Raw genomic sequence first — 18,030 nt, 5'->3', positions numbered from 1 at the left:
TTGTATTCCGGCAGCCTTGCGGGGAAGCGGGGGGCGAGCCCTGGACAATTGGCGGAAGCTTAAGCCGCCGTTTTTGCTCGAGAATGGACCAAGATGAGATGGTGCCAGAGGCGGAATCCAAACGATGGAAAACTCTCTCTGTTTCCAAATGGTTAGGACTCACGCTATAGCAGGACTAGCCAACAAAAATACCAACAAAATATTTCTGTGGATTGTTTCGGTTCCCGGATATCGCTCTATTCGCTCAATGCCATCGCGTCCCAACCTTATCTCAAAAGCCCATTGCTGTCGTTACTCGAGTTTGGTCCAGATAAGTCCTCTCGATCGTCGTGAGCGGGCGTTGTCGCGTTGCGACCACAGAGACAGTCGATGACTCAGGACCAGGACGACTGGTCGTGCGGCAGCCGGTTATCGGGATCGTGAACCGCGACATGATCGCCGTCGACAAGATTGGCCGGAAAGATCACCAGGTTGGTGCCACCGGCGTGACGCAGCGACGGGAACAGGATGCCGCGAAGCCCGGCCGTGATGATCAGGTCCGCGAGCTTCCACGACGGCGGGATTTTCTTATCGATGCGAGCGACCTGGCGCCAGACACAATCCCACTCCTGCCAGGCGCCGTCCCAGATGTCCGGGTCGAATCCCTGCGAAAGGTCGGCCACTTGGCCGAGCGTGATCTTGTAGGCGGCAAGCGTTGCCGGCGGGACGATGCTGGCGCCCTGCTTGTATTCATCAAGAGCCGTCTGGGTCGAACGGGACAGATAAAGTGCTTCGACGCCTGGCCGGTTGAAACGACCGCCGTCGATCGCCGCGCCTGCACCACTGGTGGGCTGGAAGGCCCATTTGGGTGTCAGATAGCGATGGAAGATCTCGTCCGGCCCGACGCGGGTGACCTTCACCCGCGCGCCCCGTTCTCGAGATCCCGGATGAAGGCCAGGACTGCTTCGACCTGGCCGTCCGCAACAAGTTCGGCCGCCGTGCGATGACCATAGTCGGCGATCGGCTCATTGCGATACCAGTAGATTGCCTTGTCGACGTCGCCGGTGAGCTCCGTCGCGGCCGAGATCACCTTCACCATCTCGCGCATCCGGCCCTGCAGGCGCTCAGATGAGGGATTGCGGAGCGTGTTGCGGTGGACGCCGGTCAACTGCGCCAGGTTGGCAACCTTCACGCCCAGCGCCCGCGACAGGCGCTTCGGCGAGATATAGGGCGTGCGCGGCTCCTGCAGGCTATCGACAAAGCCTGAGACCACCCTGGAATGTGCGAGCTGTGCGTGGGTCATGACAAAACCTCTCATACGCACAATATACGCACATTTCAACACACAGCAAGTGCCCAGACGTTTCGGTGCGTCGGCGGCGTATAACTAAAAAAGCGTCCCGAGAACCTTCCAAGTCTGTTCGACAACCGGAACGCCGGCGCTCGGCGATACTCCACTGACCGGAAACTGCACGAATTCCCCCTCACCAGCCTGACCAACATTCTCAAGATAATAGATCGTCTGCGAACCGGGCATCACCTTTCCGAGCCGCTTGAGATAGGCAAAGTGCTCGGTCGAAAACTCGTCGGCTCTGGTAACGACTGCCAAGATGCGCCCGTCGAGTAGCGCCAGGTCCGGAGCGGCTCCTAGGAGGACATAACCCGCGTCCAGCGCGACGGGAAAAGCGCTATCGCCCACAACGCCTGCAGCAGCGACTACCTGCTCAAGAATCGGCGAGCGATCGGCCTCGACGGCCTCGTCCTGTGACTTCGCAAGCGTGGTTTCATCGAACAGCACCCCGATTACTTTGCTCAGGTGTGCGCTGCTGCGCTGAATGAAGTGAGTCGGCGGGGAGCGCGGGTTTGTCGATGGCATAGTCTCCAGCGCGATCCGCGAGCGATCCGATTTGTCGAGCCCGATTCTCCTCGCGTACGTCTTGCCGGGGGTGCGAACGACCGCGAAGTCACCATTCTTCACCTCGGCCGTTGCAGATACGATGAGGGTCTGGCCCGGGAATGCGACCAGGCCCAGCGTCGGAGCCCTCAGGGTGAATAGTGACACGTCACCGAGTGACGCCAGGTCTAATCGCTCCATCGCCTGGTCGATCGTCGTGAGCGGGGCACCGGCCGCGCGGGCGGCCAATCGGCCGACGACAGAGATTGGCGTGCTGCGCAGCGCGACGAGCTTAATATCCGGAGTAGCTTTCTGGGCTTCCGCCACAGCCTCCTCTGGCGGCAACCTGCCCATGAACCTTGCATAGGCGAGCCAGCATGCGTCGATTGCCGAGAAGACGTCCTCGTACCCCTGCCTGACGATCTCAGCCTCGACTGGCGTGATCTGATCGGCCCGCCCGTGGTGCGCCTTGTTGATGACCTCTCTAAAAGAGGCACCTGGTTTGAGTGATGGCAGATCAAGCAGCCGGCGGAACGGTTCTTCGTTGAACGGTGGTTCGCCGCGGTTGCGAGCGTTAGCTATCTTGCCGAGCAGATCGCCCATTGTCGGGTCATGCAGAACAGCTGGATCCGATGCAAGCAGATCCCACAGCTTGATCTCGATACGCACGCGAACAGGATAGACGAATTCGCGGGCGAGCCCGGTGTTGTTCGGGTCCGTCTTTTGCCAGTGCTCGCACCGAACACGGACCTCGTCGGCCACCGGGGCAAGGCTCACCGTGCACTTCGAGGTTGAGATAGCGGAGAATTCCCAGGTTTCAGTCCGAGCCTGCCCCACCACGCGCTTGTCGGCGGCCACAAATGCCTCGATTGTGGGAATAAATCCGAAATCATTGCTGACGATGATCGGATTTATTCCCTCAGCGATCATCGCTGGCACTGTGGCGGCAAGATTGGCGACGTTCCCGGGATCGAGCAGATCCTGCGGGTCGTCCATGAGCATGGCGGAAATGCCGCCCGACCGGGACCAGACCTGCTGCCAGAGCGCCAGGACGAAGGCGGAGAGGAAGGCCCGCAGGGCCGAGGCGTTCATCACATAATGAGCCTCGACCAGGTGCTTGCCATGGGCCGCGAGGAACGTGAAGCCGTCGCTCTTGGCGGCGTCCAATCCCGCATATTCCGGCGCCTGGACGAAATGGGCCCTGTACATACGTTGGGACCAAGAGGTCGCCTTCGCCTGAAGATCCGTGATCAGGCCGGCGACCTGATTATGTACGAGTTCCGGGAAACTCTTGAACGGCTCGACCGCTTTGGCCGCCCGCGTTAGCTTCTCGATCCGCGCCCGAGCCTTGGCCCACCTCTCGCAAGTATCCTTGATCTGGCCTAACTGGCGGCGAATGCCGGCGAAATCGGTGGCCGCATCGAGGTAAGCCTTCAGGATACCGACTTGCCCGCGGATGGTCCGCTCGTTGGCTGCAAGCGCCGTTTCATCCGCTTCGGTCCGCACCACTTTGAGGACAGCGCCTTGCGCGAACTCGGCACGCGCGATGCGATAGCGGGAAAGCGCCATTGCCCGTCGCACGCTGCGCATCGCGGCGCGCAGGTTCTCATTGTCGGGAATCTCGGACGGCAGATCGACGCCTGGCAGCGGCTCGCGCTCGGGGGCGTCCTTCCAGGCCGCAGCGCAAAGGGAGGCGACGGCTATTGCCATTGGCTTCAGAGGCTGCGGAAAATCGGCAAGCTGGAAGACCTCCTTCGACAGGGCTGCGCCGTATACTGACGCCAGATCATCAGGGACGTCGTCGTCGACGAACCGGCGCAGCTTCTCGGGTAGGCGATCGCGTAGACCCTTCTTCGTGTCGCGCTCCCACTCTGCCGCTGTCTTCAACATCGCGGCGTCGGCCTTGCGCGCGTCCTCCAACGCCTGTGCCACCGACTTGTCTAGCAGGGCGTCGGTGGGAATCGCGCCGGGCTGCAGGAGGCCGCGCTCGCAAACGGGGCAGGCGACGAATGCACGACCCGGATGAGCCGCATCGTGCCACCTCGCCACCAGGCCATAGAGGCGAACCCGATCGGCGCGATCCGCGTGTGAAAGCTGCGCCACGAGAGCCGCCGCCTCGCGTTCGATGTCCAGTAGTACGGTCTCGGCGTCCCTCAGATCCTCCTCGCTCAGCTCGCCAAGCCTCTGCGCGAGCTGCATCGAGGGCAGGCCCTTGAGCGCGGCGTTGCTGAAGCAATTCTCCGCCGCCTTGACAGCTCCGTCAAAGCGCTTGATTTCGTTGTCATTCGTGAGTGGCGGCAGGGTTCCAAGAATCAATCGGGCATCTGCAGCAGCCTGATCCTCGGCCGCCTTCAGAATTTCCTCGGCTCGCTTGAGACCGTCCTTCCACTCATCCGGAGCGGTATCTTTGGGGGCGGCGACGCAGTTCAGGTCCGGCAGTTCCTCGCCATCTTTGAGAAGATCCGTCAGCGTGGTCACCTGCTTGGCGGCGTCGCCCTCGCACCGCTCTTTATCCTCGGTGGCTTGCTTGGGATATTTCCCTGTCAAACGCTCGTGGAGGCGACCGCTTCGGGTTCCAAAATGGGCCAATGGCCGCAACCCGGTCAGGGCCGACACCGCCTGCGACAGCGTCGTCTTGTCATCGAAACGGGTCGCCGCGGCTATCCCGGGCATCAACGTGCCGACCTGGAGCGCCAGATCCGACAATCCGAGCTTGTCCAGCCCACTGGCGGTCGCACTGAAGGCCTTCTTGCCGTCTCGCTCGAGGCGGCGTTCGACCTCGGCTTCGGTTCCGTCGACCAACGATCGGAACTTCAGGCGCACCCACGTATCCACCTGCGGCTGTCCGCCGACAGCCAGCAGCTCCTTTTCCGTGGGAATCGGCACAATCGGCGGCAGCTCGAACGAGGGGTTGGGGGCGGCGCTGTCCTCATCGCTGGCGATCTGAACCGTGATGGGCGTGTGCAAGGGAGAGGGAAGGCCCTGGGAGCGATGCCCATAACCCGTCAAGCACCAGCAAACGGCGCTGATCAGCGAAGTTTTGCCCGCGCCGTTGAAACCGCGAAAGAGTGTGGCATGCCGGGAAAGATCAAGCGTGAAGAGCTTCGGGTCCGCCCCGTTGTCATCGCAATGGCGGTGAAGTCCGCGGAAACGATGCGCCGTAATCGTTACCAACTGCCAGCGTTGTCGTTGGCTAGCCGGCCGTGTCGCCGGAGCGGTCACCTTGGAGGGTTTGTCCAACGCGTCCAATAGGCGTTCAATCTCGCCATCCAAGATATTGGTGTCCTTGTCGGGGTTCCAATAGGCCTGCCGATTCTGGTTGTAGAAGGCAAGCAAGGTGCGACTGTCTTCCAGGGGAAGTGAAAATTCGGTGCCGCCAGATACATGCAGAACATCGCCTGTCGCCAGATGCTGAACAACCTCATCCAGAGACAGGTCCGCGATATTTACCGCCATAGCAGAATCCCCAAACGCTTTTCCAATATTTGAAACACTGGTTGAGCCTGCTCTAGCTCTCGCTGGCCGGTCAGTGCCGAACTTCGCGTGGGCGCTTTCAGAGCGCGATTCGATGATAACAACGTTTTTCTGATCGCTATTCGATCTGGATTAAGAGCTGTCTCGCCCTGGCGATCGCCTCGTCCAGCCGCGCGCGCGATACCGCGGCAAGGCGCTCAACTCCAAGAAGATGGGCCATGTCGTGTGCAGGATCGGGCATGTCGAGAAGTCCGGGATTGTCGATCACGACCGAGGCAAGCTCGGCCAACGGTATGTCGGCAATTGAACGTCGCGCTTCCTCGTTGACCGGCTGACGATAGGGAAGGAGATCCGAGAGCCCGCCCTTTTTCCAAATGAATTCGCCGCTCGATTCCTGCGTGCGATCCAGATTTCGCAGGTGCAGGTCGATCCTCTCGCGGATGCGGCCGCCCGTGCGCAGCCAACCGTGAACCCGTGCAATGCGCTGGGCGAGAACGTCGGAGCGCAACGGGCTCTCCATGTCAACGACGACTTCGATCATCCCCCGCAGCGTGGTGCCGTAGCTAAACTCGAAGAATTGCTCGGGGTCCGGCCGAAAGTCCGTTAGATCCGTGACACGATAACGTCTTTGCTCGCCCTGGTTTTGGGTTGGCCCGCCGTCCATTGTTGAAAATGCTGCAAAGCCCGAGGGCTCGGGTGCTGTGGCAACACTTGCCGAAACCAGCTCAACCTCGGACGTGGTCGGGAGGGGCAGGGGCTCCTCGATTGGGGCCGGCGTCTGGGCCTCCGGTTCTCCTGTCGGCCCGAGCTGCTGACCCATTTCCCAACGCGTTGTCACCTCCCCCGTCTGCTCGCTTGAATGACGCGCCCGGCTTTCCTCAAGCAGGGTCTCCAGGCTTGCGTGAAGGCGATCCGCGCAGCTCTTTGCGTCAAACCACCAATCCGTCGACCAGACACGAAGGATGGTCCAGCCGAGCCCGGTCAGAACCTGCTCGCGAACCTTGTCGCGATCCCTTGCCGTCGCCGATCGGTGGTAGGTCGCTCCATCGCACTCGACGCCCGCGAGATAGGCCCCAGTCAGATCCGGGTGGCGAATTCCCAGATCAATCCGGAAGTCGGAAATCCCGACTTGCGGAACGACTGTCCAGCCGCGCTGCTCAAGATGATCGGCGACTGCTTCCTCGAACGGGGAATCGAAGCCGCCCACCGATCCAAGATCCTGGGCGGGCAATGCAATTGGGCCGCGTTCGGCATAGTCGAGAAAGGTCTTCAGATGCTGGACTGCGATCGCCTTGCTTCGCGATGGATCAATCTGGTCCGCGGTGAAACCGGAGAAGACGATCAGTTCCTGGCGGGCGCGTGTTACCGCGACGTTGAGGCGGCGCTCGCCACCGTCTCGGTTCAACGCCCCAAAGTCCATCGCTGGCGGCCTCCCGGAGACATCCTTGTAGAATGTAATCGAGAACAGGATAACGTCTCTCTCGTCGCCCTGGACGTTCTCCAGGTTCTTCACGATCGTCGGCTCGACCCGGTCTTCGGCAAAAAACCATTCGAGTTCCGGATGGTCTCGGCGTGCGGCATCGAGCAGGTCCAGGATCAGTGACTGCTGTTGCGCATTAAAGGTGATCATGCCCAAAGTCGGGCGACCGTTCTCCGGCAGGGCAAGCCAGCCCATCATCCGGGTGACTGCTTCGCGCACGACCGCCATGGCCTCGACCTTGTTGGTGCGGCTCTTGCCACGGTCATAGACGCCATCAGGAACCCGGTGCAGGCGAACCGCGCGGTCATCGACAGCAGGCGAGGGGAACGTGACCAGGCGGTTGTGGTAGTAGTGATAGTTGGAGAACGCGATCAGCGATTCACTTCGGCTGCGATAGTGCCATCTGAGGTCGCGCACCGGGATCCCGGACGCCCTTGCTTCATCGAGAATGCTCTCCAGGTCCTTCTCGTGATCCGCAATCGCCTCTTCGTCTTCGTTGCGGCCGAAGAAGTTGGTCGGCGGCAGTTGCTTGGGATCACCCACGATGATTGTCTGCCGCGCTCTGGCTATGGCGCCGACTGCATCCCAGGTGGTGATCTGCGAGGCTTCGTCGAAAATCACCACGTCGAACAAAGCCTGGTTCGGGGGAAGGTATTGCGCAATGGAAAGTGGTGACATCAGCATGCACGGGGCAAGCTTGGCAAAACTCTGCGGCATCTTGCCGATCATGTCACGGATGGACTGGCTCGGTCGCTGAAGCTCCATTTGATGTCGCAGCAAGCCGAGTTCGGAGTTGCGTGAGACGCTCTGTACCGGCGCAAGTCCATGGGCAAGCGCGCTGACGACCCGCTGGGTCGCATGAGTGCGCACCAGGTCGTCGATCTCGCGAAATTCCGTAATGGCGTTCTCGTGCTGGAACCTGCGGAAGCTTCGCAATACGGGATCGCCGTCGAGAACCTTCGGCAACCACCATCTGGCATAACCCGAACGAAAGGCCGGCCGTGCTTGTTCGGGGGCTATCGTTCCCGTCTCGATTTGCCCAACAAGAGGCGCAAGATGGTGTTGGATCGCCTGTCTTTTCACCTGGCACCAGGCTGCCCAATCGCGAAACAGGTTTCGAGCATCCGCTAGCGCAATCAGCTTTGCCCTAAGCGCTTCAAGGCCAGGACCGTCCGAAGTATCGGCAACCTCCCGTGCCGAAACCTCGCCGAATGCCAGGCGCGCGGCCTCAAGTTCCTTGACCGCCGCCAGCAGCTGATCGCCGGCCTCGCGCAGCTGGTCGTTTTCAAGGGTGCCGCGCAGACTTGGCGCGACAGAACGGACGACGGCCCGAAATTCGTCCGGGCTGCGGCCAGGAATGCGAAGTGATACGCGAAGCCGTCGAGCAAGATCGAGGGTGCCGGCGATGGCCTTTACGTCCGTTGCCAGACCTTCGATCGGCAGTGGCTTGCCTGCCAACGGGCTTTGGTCGACCGCAGCCAGAAACTCTCTCATCCGACGGAGCAGCTGAAGTTCCTTGCCGGGGTCGGCGGTGCCACGTTGTGCTCGGCTTTGAAGCAGTTTCTGGATCTTGCTTTTGCCGATCGCCGATCTTGGCCAGAACGACGCTTGAGCATCACGCCATTGGCGATCCATGACATCCAGATCGAGGTCACGGACAGTCGCAATCTCATAGGTGGCGGAGAGCCTACGCTCGGTCTCTCGATATCCCTCGATCGAGCGCTCCAAGGCGATGACCGCATCCGCGAAAGTCGAGAAATCCCGGTCATATGCTATCGAGATATCGCGACTGCGGGCCTGGGCCATGACCTGCGCCAACCCCACGAGCGACTGGATTTCGGCATGCGACAATGGCTCACTGGGGGCAAGACCTAGACGGGACTGATAGTCCCGTATCGATGCAGTCAACTGGCCGATGGCGGAGTGCAGAGACGTCGCTACAGCAAGCAACCTCAGTTGCCAATTGCTGCTCCATTCTCCAACATCGATCAGGTCCAACTCCGGCCGACGTTCAACCGACGCGAAGACCAGGCCGACCTGCGCGGCCAGATCCTCCAGCGCCAGCAGCGTTTGTGCGTCATGCGAGTCCGGCGTCTGCCACGTGAACTCCGGTGCCGGATGGTCGTTCGATTTGAGTGCAATACCCAATGCCAGATAGGGCGTCCAACCGTTCTGGTAGCGCTTGTGAAGCGCCGCGACATAGGCGTTCAACTCGTCCCGGCGCGAGCGAAGCCGCTCATTAATGGCAATCCACTGTGAGGCGTCCGCCCGGCCACCATTCTCCCATGATGCCTTCAACTGGGTGAGAAAATGCCTGCGATCGGCCTTATTCGAATGCAGCTCAATACAGTGATTTCCAAGTCCGTGTTCGCGCAAACGGCGGTAGACTACATCGAGCGCGGCAGTCTTTTCGGCCACGAAAAGGATTGTTTTGCCGACCCCAAGGCAGTTGGCGATCATGTTGGCTATCGTCTGGCTCTTTCCGGTCCCGGGCGGCCCGACGATGACGAAGTCACGTCCCTCGGCCGCTGCCATGCTTGCCGATGTTTGCGAGGAATCCAGGGGAAGCAGGCTTATGATGCTTGAAGGTTCATACGCATGATCGAGCTCTGCCTCATCGCGAAAGGCCGACTGTCCGCCTGAGCTCTCGAACGCCTGCTGGGGCGTATCGATGAGGTGACGAACGACCCTGTTTTGACGAAGCGCGTCGGTGCGTTCGACAAGATCCTTCCACATCAGGAACTTGGCGAAGGAAAATGTCGACAGCGCGGTCTCGTCGATCACCTCCATGCCAGGAACATCGCGCACCGCCTGTCGCATCGAGGACAGGATCCGCGGCACGTCGATCCCGCTGTCGTCGAGCGGCAAGTCACCGGCAAATTGAGGAAGACGAAGTTCGAAATCCCGCTCCAGGAACTGAAGAAGTGTGGCATTGAAGTGTGGCTCGTCCTCATGGAAGCGGATCGTAAAGCGCGAGCTTGCGCTACGCCGCTCAAGCCGGACCGGCACCAGCAGCAGCGGCGCCCGGTAGCTGCGCTCATCCTCCGGTTTCTTCTTCCAGCGGAGGAAACCGACGGCGAGGAACAGCGTATTTGCTCCGCCCTCAGCGAAGTCGTTGCGCACTTGCCGGTAGAGGTCGATCAGCCTCGCTTCAAGCTGGCGGGCATCCAACGTGGAGGCGAGCTCATCCCTGAGCAGCGCTTCAGCCGCGAACCCGCGTTGCAGATCGCGACCGTGGACATCCCGATAAAGCTCCGCATCGCGTTCTCCCAAAGGGTTTTGCTCTGGCAGCGAAATAAGACGGACCGCGGCGCCGTTCGCCAACCTGTCTTCCAGATAGGCGACGTCGGTGCACAGGAAGGGAATTGTCTTCTTCGAATCGGGGAAATTAAGCAGCCGGTTCCTGAGCGTCAGGTCGAGCAGCTTCTTTTGCCAGCGGTCGATGCGCCCTGCCGCTGTGGTGGGCTTGATCTCAACGGCCTCAGCCGGCATCTCGCCGATTGCTGGCGCCGCCGGAAGTGGCAGAGCCGCAACCGCAGTTGCCGACTCTTCGTCGGCGACATCGCGTCGGACCGGCTCGTGCGAGGCGAGCGGTGTGATGCCGCCGCTGCGTGATCGCCGCACGTCTATGGCTGCGACGAAGGTATGTGCCTGCGCCTCCGCAAGCCGGACACTGAGCGCGTTCTGCGCGGCTTCTAGCGTCAGCGCAGGCCGGTGCGTGACGCCTGTGGTCTCAAATGCAATGAATTCGCGCGAGGCCAGCGCCTTACGGACCTCCATCTGATCCTGCTCAACCGCATTGGCAAAAGTGCGCTTGGCCAGCCAGACCCCCGCAGCCGCATGTCCATCAAACATCAGGACGGCGGGATGGAGACCGGCTGCCTCCAAGGCCGCTGCGAAGAGAAGCGAGGTATCCAGGCAGGTCGCGAGGCGCTCCTCGGCAATCGTCGTGGGGCGCCTGACCTTCTGGCCACGGCTCTCGAAGCTTGCGGGAGGCTCGGCATAATGCAGCCCCATGCCGGCCATCGCCGAATAAATTGCGGCAGCCAGCATGTATGCCCGTTGCGGGCTTTGCGATTGATAGCCGTCGAGGCCACTCGGATGCCCGTGCGCGGCAAGCCGTTCGGCCGCTGCCTTAAGGATCGGCGCAACGCCGGGATCATTAGGCATCACGAACGCCGGAAGCAGTTGCGCCATGTCGGCGACGCCACCCCACTCGTCGCGCGCAAGCAGCCTCACCGTCACTCGCTTTTCGTCCAGGACCTCACCGGCCGCAGACAGGCGCAAGGTAATCTCACCTCGCTCAGCCTCGTTCAGGCCGGCGAGATATCCAGCGTCAAGCTCTACCTTGCGGTCACTCAGCTGGAGCCGGTCGCCTGGGATGAGGCGGTCTACCGTCCAGGTCTTCGGCCGCAGGAATGACGGTGACGACGTAAGCTCCAGCCGGCAATTCTCAAAACTGCGAGCGGTGTCGTTATCGAGGCGGATGGACCGGATAACCGGAATCGCATTCTGATAGGATGCATAAGTGAAGCTGGACGCGACGTCGGCAACTATGGTCGAGCCAGGTGGCCTACCGGCAACACTATCATTTGTTACTAACTCTGAACTATCTGCAGATTGCATTGACCCCATACCCCCGCGTGGAGATTAAGCAATTTCTTGCGGATATAAAAGGCTCTTGGCTGACGGATGAATACAAAACCTTCGCTTATCCACGCGATAGTTGAGGCTCGCAACAGGGAGGTCAGGCCTGTCAATGCTCCCTCACAAGAAGGTCGCAGGACACCCTATCCTGACTTCGAGGCCTCAACTCACAGATACCGTTGCCGAACGCCGGCGCACTTTGCTAACCGGGATGGGGACGCCTTCGCCGCCTCGCTGCGACGTTTTGAGCGATTTGACTTGATGGGCAATGTTGCCTGAACGTCTGTTCGGGCCGGGAGAGCGCGCCAGATGGCATTTCGATTTGTTCATACAGCCGACATCCATCTCGATTCACCGCTGCGCACGCTCGCGTTGCGCAATCCCGAACTCGCCGAACTGGTGGGAGATGCCAGCCGCCAGGCTTTCATCTCGATCGTGGACCTGTGTCTTGCGGAGCGGGTCGATGCGCTTGTCATTGCGGGCGATCTTTACGATGGCGATCAGACATCGATGAAGACGGCGCGCTTCCTGGCCTCGCAAATGATGCGTCTGCACCAGGCCGGTGTCAGGGTCTACATGATCCGCGGCAACCACGACGCCATGTCTCGAATCTCTAAACAGCTCGTCCTGCCGGACACGGTGACGATTTTCAGTGGCCGAACGCAGTCCGTGATCCAGTCGGGCGCCGGGCTGGACGTCGTGCTTCACGGACTGAGCTTCGCCAGCCCCCAGGCGGCCGAAAGCCTGCAGCCCAAATATGCCGGCCCCCGAGAGAGCGCCGCGAACATCGGCATCATGCACACCAGCTTGGCCGGCTCGCCCGGCCACGACGTCTATGCGCCTTGCAGCGTCGCCGACCTGCAAGGTCACGGCTTTGAATATTGGGCCCTTGGCCATATTCACGTTCGCAAGGTCTATCCCGGCGCAAGCACGCTCGTGATGCCTGGAATCCCTCAGGGCAGAGACATCAATGAGGCTGGTGAGAAATCGGTCACCCTGGCGACCATAAACGACGATCGGTCTGTCGACATTGAGGAGAGGCTGACCAGCGTTGCGCAGTTCGAGCGCGTGAGTGTCGACCTGGCAGGAACATCCGAACTGCCCCAGGCCGTCGGCCGCATCCGGTCTGCGCTTGAACAATCCCGGACTGCCGCCAGATCGCAATACCTCATCGCCCGCCTCGGCCTGGTCGGCGCTTCCGCGCTGTCATGGATGATGATCCGCGATAAGGATTTGGTGCTTGCCGAGGCCGAACAGGCGGCAGAGCAGGTGGGCAACACCTGGGTGGAGAAGGTCGAACTCAATCTCTCTGCTCCCGGAACTGGGAAGTCCGAAGACGTCGCGGATCCGACCCTGGAGCTAGCCGAGTCAATGCGCGCCAACGCAACATCGGACGCATTCCGTTCGGACGCCAGGGAATTGGTGTTGAAGACCATCGCGGACCTGCCGCCGGATGCGCGAGACTTCGCAGGAAAGGACGAGGCGGCGTTGGAGGCATTCCTCGATGACGTGCTTGCACGTGGCGTCGACCTGGTCACGGCTCGCCTCAAGGCAGGCGGCACGCGATGAGATTGCGGCGGCTCGATCTCACCCGTTACGGCAAGTTCACCGACAAGGCGATTGACTTCGGACCCAAGCCGAGTTCAGGGCCTGATCTGCATATAGTGTTTGGCTTGAACGAAGCCGGCAAATCGACCGCGCTTTCTGCCTATCTCGACCTGCTCTTCGGCATCGAAGAGCGCAGTCGCTACAATTTCCTGCACGAATATAGCTCCATGCGCATCGGCGGGCTGCTCGAATTTGAGGCGCAGACGCTTGCCGTTTCACGCACCAAGAGTCGCAGCAACTCGCTGCACGATGCCGAAGGTCGGCCACTGAGCGAGATTGCCATTTCGGCTCACCTCACCGGATTGTCCCGCGATGCCTACAGCAGCATGTTCTCACTGGATGACGAGACGCTGGAAGCAGGGGGCAAGGCGATCCTTGAATCGCGTGGTGATCTCGGCAAGCTCCTTTTCACCGCCAGCGCCGGGCTTGGTCATGCGAGCGATGTCTTGGCCGCACTGGAGACGGAGGCAGATGGACTTCACCGAAAACAGGCCCAGACCACTGAAATCGCGTTGCTGAAGAAGCGGTTCGCGGAACTCAGGTCACGCAAGGAGCAGATCGACACCTTGGCCTCGACATTCGAGACGCTCGAGGCGGAACGGGTGGAAGCCCAGGACAAGTACGATCGCAGCCTCGCTGAACGCTCGGTGTTGTCGGCGCGACTGGCAACAATCGACCGATATGTGCGCGCCGCGCCGCTCCTGGCCGAAATCAAACGCAAGGCGAGCAGACTAGCTGAGCTGCCCGACATCCCGTCTCCTCCCAGGACCTGGAGTGGCAGCGTCGCGGAATTGATCGATCCGGACGCGCGGCTGAGAACCCGTCTCCAGGCGAATGCCGATGAAATCGATCGGGCGAACGCAAAGATCGAAGCAATCGCTGTCGACGAAGCTTTGCTGGCGATCTCCGAACAGGTGCGAGGACTCGCCGATCGCAAGGCGCGATATGCGTCCGCGGGGATGGATCTGCCGACCCGCAAAATGGAAGTCCAGATGCTTGACCAGACGGTGGCGAACTCTCTCGCCGCGCTCGGAAAGTCGGCCGAACAGGATCCATCCCGGCTCATCCTACCTGCCTTTGTGGTCGGCACGCTTCGCAACATGGTCGAACAACGCTCCGGGATCACGGCGAGCCTGCGGATGGCCCGCGACGAAGCCGCTGCCGCGCTCGACGGGCTCAACGCTGCACGAGGTCGCGTTGGCGAGGAGAGGGCCGTGCCCGAGCCCGCAAGAGCCAGGCTGATAGCAGCCGTGTCGCAGGCGAAGGCCAGTAGTCACACACGGGAGATCACAGAGGCGCGCGCCTTGGAGGACGAGCGGCAAACAAGGCTGGCCGGTGCGATGCGGCGCCTCCAGCCATGGTCGGGCGATGCCGACGCACTTTCGAAGATATCGGTTCCGTCACTGACGCAGATGGCTGCGTGGAAAACACTGGCCGCGAGCCTTCAAAAAGACAAGGCAGTCCTGTCCGAGCGCCTGACCGAGCATGAACAAAACCGAGTATCTACTTCGTCACGCCTGGCTGCTGTCCGCGACGCGGCCGATCTCGCCGACGATGACACAGCCGCAGCCACACGACGTGAGAGAGACGAGGCCTGGCGAAATCACCGGGCGGACCTTAGGGCCGAAACGGCCGATGTCTTTGCCACAGTACTGGCCAGGGACGATCATGTTGGCGCGGCCCGTTTGTCTCGTGCAGGCGAGCTGGCCGATCTTCGAGCTATCAAACAGAAGGCGGCCGAGACGGAAGCCGCCGTAGAGCGCATCAGCTGTCAACTTGCCGGGGTGGAAAAGCGCGCAGAAATGGCATCAGCTGAAGTCAAGGAAACGGCAAAAGCCTTGCTTGAGGATTGCCAGGAGCAGACGCTCGACCTGCTGATCGGACTTCTCGATGAACGCATTGCCGCCCGCGCCGACGCGCTTGCCGCCTGGGACGCCATCGTGCTCGCACGCGTCAAGATCGAACGCGAAACAGCCGAAGGAGAGCGGATCCATCTCGGATTGGCCTCGGCTCTTCAAAGCGTTGGAATAGCCTCGGAGGCCGGGGAGACTCTGGAAGTAATGGCGGTCGCCGCTGACCGGTTTCTGGACAGGCAGGCGAAGGTCGATGCAGAACAAGCGGAGGCGCTGAGGAGCGTGGCCGCCAAGGAAGAGGAGCTGGCCGCCAGGCGGCTCGCTGTTGAAATCGCCGAGCGGCGAGAGGAGGCATGGCAGGCCGAGGTCAAGGAAACGCTGAAGGGCACTTGGCTCGAAGAAGGCATCGTCGGGACTGGGCTCGGCAGCGTGCTCGATCAGTTATCTGAACTGTCAAAGGCCCTGCAGGATCGTGAGTCCATGCGCATCCGCATCCGCAAGATGGAGGCGGATAGGACTGCATTTGCTGAAGAGGTGGCCCGCCTTGGTGCGCAGGCCGGCGAGCGCCCAAGCGACGAGGCGCCAGAACAGGTGAGCGTCAGGCTGACTGAGCGTCTAGAGCAAGCCGAGCGTGCCTGTGAGGCGAGGGCAAATCTCCTCCTTGATGTTCACAATTTGCAGGACGTTCGAGAGGCACTGAACGCTGAATTCGCGGCACACGAGACGACAAAGCAGGAAGTGCTTGATGCCTTTGGGGTGAAGACTCTGCCGGAGGTCGTGGAGCGCGATGAACAGCTTCGCGAGCGAGACGGCCTGCAGAGTGCCGTGGCCAAGCTTGAAGAACGACTCACGATCGAGCTCGCCAGCAACGACTTCATCCAGGCGCAGTCGTTGCTGGAAGGCCAAGATGTCGATGGGCTCGCAATTGAAAAGGCTGAAGTCGAGCGGCGCCTCGCCGACCTCGATGAATCACTGCAACAGCAACTCGTCCGGCGAACCCGGGCGACCGACAAGCTCGATGCGATCGGCGGCGACAGCGCAGTTGCCCGGATCGATGCCGATCGTCGCACCGTCCTTCTGGAAATCGAGGAAAAGGCCGTCCGCTATATCGAATTGAAGCTTGGGGTGATGTCGGCGGCAAGCGCGCTTCGGGTCTATCGCGAACGTCACCGCTCTGGAATGATGAGCGAGGCATCCGACGCCTTCGCACTGATCACGCGAGGCCAGTACACAGGCTTGACGACCCAGCCGGTAAAGGGCGGCGAGGTCCTCATAGCGACGCAGCGGGATGGCCAGTCCAAGGTCGCAGACGCTCTGTCGAAAGGCGCGCGTTTCCAGCTCTATCTGGCTCTGCGGCTCGCCGGATATTATGAGTTTGCCAAGCTCAGGCACGCTGTTCCGTTCATCGCCGACGACATCATGGAGACCTTCGACCATCTCAGGTCGGAGGAAGTCTTCCGCCTATTCGGCGAGATGGCCAGTGTAGGCCAGGTGATCTATCTCACCCATCACCAGCACCTATGCGACATTGCCAGGGTGGTCATTCCCAACGTCGCGATCCACGAGCTCGGGTAATTCAAGCGGCAGTGTTGCTGGTCGGCTCTCGCGAGGCAAATCGCATTGCCAACGGCGGCTTCGCGGCTCAATCATTCGGACGACGCGCTTCGCCCGAAACCGGTCATTCCTCCAAGGTCTCGGCGGCGAGCCCCTAGCGCCTTCGCCGGGATAAAGCCGTGATCCAAGTGGGTCATGCCCATGGCAATTTCGGCAGGACCAGGCATTGTTGATTCGCGTTGGGGCCTCGCTCGGATCCCGGATGCTGCCGCTCGCTTACAAGCGGCATTGAATTTGTAAGATAGTGACACACAGACTGGTACTAAGGCCTCCGGGTACTTGATCTCTCCCCCGCCTTGAGGAGAGGTAAGCAGCGCGGCTGCTCTAGCGGCGTGACACAACAGCAGCCTTGGGGCGAAATGCGATGAATGAAGAAGAAGCGATGAGTGCTTATGACGGACTCTCGGATGTGCTTCGAGCGGCCGGATTAAATTGGGTACTAGAGCAAGTTGAGGAAAGCATCAATCTCGGGAAGACGGTCATCAGAAAAGCTGACGCCAGCGAGTTCATCGATGATCAAGTCGCTGGTCAGCGACGCGGCCGACGGCAAATGCAGGATTTCGTCACGACTCAGCCCTTTTCTAACACTGAGCGCCTAGATCTTTTTCTTGATGCCATCGAGCGCATATTGGCTCTCCCGCAGTTCTCAACCGGTGTGCTGAAGATCTTGGAAGCAGAGAGCGTGACATTCGTTTCCGAACGAGCAGGAGATGATGGCCACAGCTTGCTCAGCAACGCAGGTCAACAGCAGGAGACAGCCCGCGACCGCTTCCGGGAAATGCGCCAGAAAGCTGGAGTAACCGCCGCATGATGACCGCATCGACTCTCGTCGGACAGATCGCCGCGATCCTCAGTCCAGCATATGGCATGAATTACTCCGCGGCGTCGGACGCCAACGACGTGTTCGAAGGCTATACGCTCGCGATCGTCGTGAGTGCCGCCCGTGCCGCAGGGGCCACCGTCGTTTTCGAGGCGAACGATGGAAAGACTACCACCAACCTGATTTTCCGGACCTCGCCGGGCGATATCTTCAGCCCTAAGAGAAAATACACCCACGCAATTATAAGCTTGCCAAGCTGCCAGCCGGTCGAGGCGCATATCGGCGTGAAGGTGTCGGGGCGCTCAGGCGTCCTACACGAATGCGATGTCGCCGTGATCGACCGACACGAAGCGCGCGTCTGTCGCAGCGAAAAGGTGCATCCTCGTGCTAGCAAGGTCCTAATCGCGGCCGAATGCAAGTTTTACGCCAGCACCTTGCAGTTGGGTTTGGCTCGAGCGTATCTCGGACTCGCCGAAGAACTCAGCAAGCAAAATCGCTTGCTGGTGACCAACACTACCTCCGATTCCGCGGCAAAGATGATCGCCTATCACAGGGCCGGTTGGGAGTTCGACCTTTCGTCACCGACTGCGGCCCAGGCAGTAGATCTTGAAGCGAAATTCAAAGAGGTCTTCCGCAACTATGTTGCTAAGGACAGTCGTCA

9 protein-coding genes are annotated in these 18,030 nt (G+C 60.8%); 5 read left to right on the top strand and 4 right to left on the bottom strand.

Features of this window, described 5'->3' with window-relative positions; translation table 11 throughout:
• Positions 1-374 precede the first annotated feature (374 nt).
• From MESS2_RS00750 to MESS2_RS00735, 4 genes are all read right to left on the bottom strand, one after another.
• Positions 375-899, bottom strand: a complete 525-nt coding sequence (locus tag MESS2_RS00750) for an RES family NAD+ phosphorylase (protein ID WP_008872105.1) — start codon at positions 897-899, stop codon at positions 375-377.
• A complete protein-coding gene (locus MESS2_RS00745) occupies positions 896-1,282 on the bottom strand; it encodes a hypothetical protein (protein WP_008872104.1) in 387 nt (128 codons plus the stop codon). Before MESS2_RS00745 ends, MESS2_RS00750 begins: the two co-directional genes overlap by 4 nt.
• 84 nt (positions 1,283-1,366) lie before the next feature.
• Positions 1,367-5,329, bottom strand: coding sequence for an AAA family ATPase (locus MESS2_RS00740; protein WP_008872103.1), 3,963 nt, complete (start codon positions 5,327-5,329; stop codon positions 1,367-1,369).
• A gap of 136 nt (positions 5,330-5,465) precedes the next feature.
• Positions 5,466-11,024: a DUF3320 domain-containing protein gene (locus tag MESS2_RS00735; protein ID WP_244439832.1), complete on the bottom strand. Its 5,559-nt coding sequence runs from the start codon at positions 11,022-11,024 to the stop codon at positions 5,466-5,468.
• On the opposite strand from MESS2_RS00735, the gene MESS2_RS33180 reads away from it, so the two are divergent.
• From MESS2_RS33180 to MESS2_RS30135, 5 genes are all read left to right on the top strand, one after another.
• Positions 11,016-11,249 (top strand): hypothetical protein, encoded by a 234-nt coding sequence (locus MESS2_RS33180; RefSeq protein ID WP_244439830.1) that lies wholly within the window; start codon positions 11,016-11,018, stop codon positions 11,247-11,249. The genes MESS2_RS00735 and MESS2_RS33180 overlap by 9 nt on opposite strands.
• A gap of 534 nt (positions 11,250-11,783) precedes the next feature.
• Positions 11,784-13,043 (top strand): metallophosphoesterase family protein, encoded by a 1,260-nt coding sequence (locus MESS2_RS00730; RefSeq protein ID WP_008872100.1) that lies wholly within the window; start codon positions 11,784-11,786, stop codon positions 13,041-13,043.
• Positions 13,040-16,510, top strand: a complete 3,471-nt coding sequence (locus tag MESS2_RS00725; RefSeq protein WP_008872099.1) for an ATP-binding protein — start codon at positions 13,040-13,042, stop codon at positions 16,508-16,510. Before MESS2_RS00730 ends, MESS2_RS00725 begins: the two co-directional genes overlap by 4 nt.
• 403 nt (positions 16,511-16,913) lie before the next feature.
• Positions 16,914-17,360, top strand: a complete 447-nt coding sequence (locus tag MESS2_RS00720; protein ID WP_040591731.1) for a hypothetical protein — start codon at positions 16,914-16,916, stop codon at positions 17,358-17,360.
• Positions 17,357-18,030, top strand: a 674-nt coding sequence (locus MESS2_RS30135) for a hypothetical protein (RefSeq protein ID WP_157357568.1), incomplete at its 3' end; no start/stop codon positions are given. The genes MESS2_RS00720 and MESS2_RS30135, both read left to right, overlap by 4 nt.

Source organism: Mesorhizobium metallidurans STM 2683 (assembly GCF_000350085.1).
Classification (GTDB): Bacteria; Pseudomonadota; Alphaproteobacteria; order Rhizobiales; family Rhizobiaceae; genus Mesorhizobium; species Mesorhizobium metallidurans.
This window is presented reverse-complemented; position numbering and strand designations above follow the sequence as displayed.

What these genes read in the sequence shown, in the direction of transcription:
- MESS2_RS00720 (WP_040591731.1), top strand. Translation starts at nt 16,914, where the DNA reads ATGAATGAAGAAGAAGCGATGAGTGCTTATGACGGACTCTCGGATGTG.
- MESS2_RS00745 (WP_008872104.1), bottom strand. Translation starts at nt 1,282, where the DNA reads ATGACCCACGCACAGCTCGCACATTCCAGGGTGGTCTCAGGCTTTGTC.
- MESS2_RS00740 (WP_008872103.1), bottom strand. Translation starts at nt 5,329, where the DNA reads ATGGCGGTAAATATCGCGGACCTGTCTCTGGATGAGGTTGTTCAGCAT.
- MESS2_RS00735 (WP_244439832.1), bottom strand. Translation starts at nt 11,024, where the DNA reads ATGGCGCAACTGCTTCCGGCGTTCGTGATGCCTAATGATCCCGGCGTT.
- MESS2_RS00730 (WP_008872100.1), top strand. Translation starts at nt 11,784, where the DNA reads ATGGCATTTCGATTTGTTCATACAGCCGACATCCATCTCGATTCACCG.
- MESS2_RS00725 (WP_008872099.1), top strand. Translation starts at nt 13,040, where the DNA reads ATGAGATTGCGGCGGCTCGATCTCACCCGTTACGGCAAGTTCACCGAC.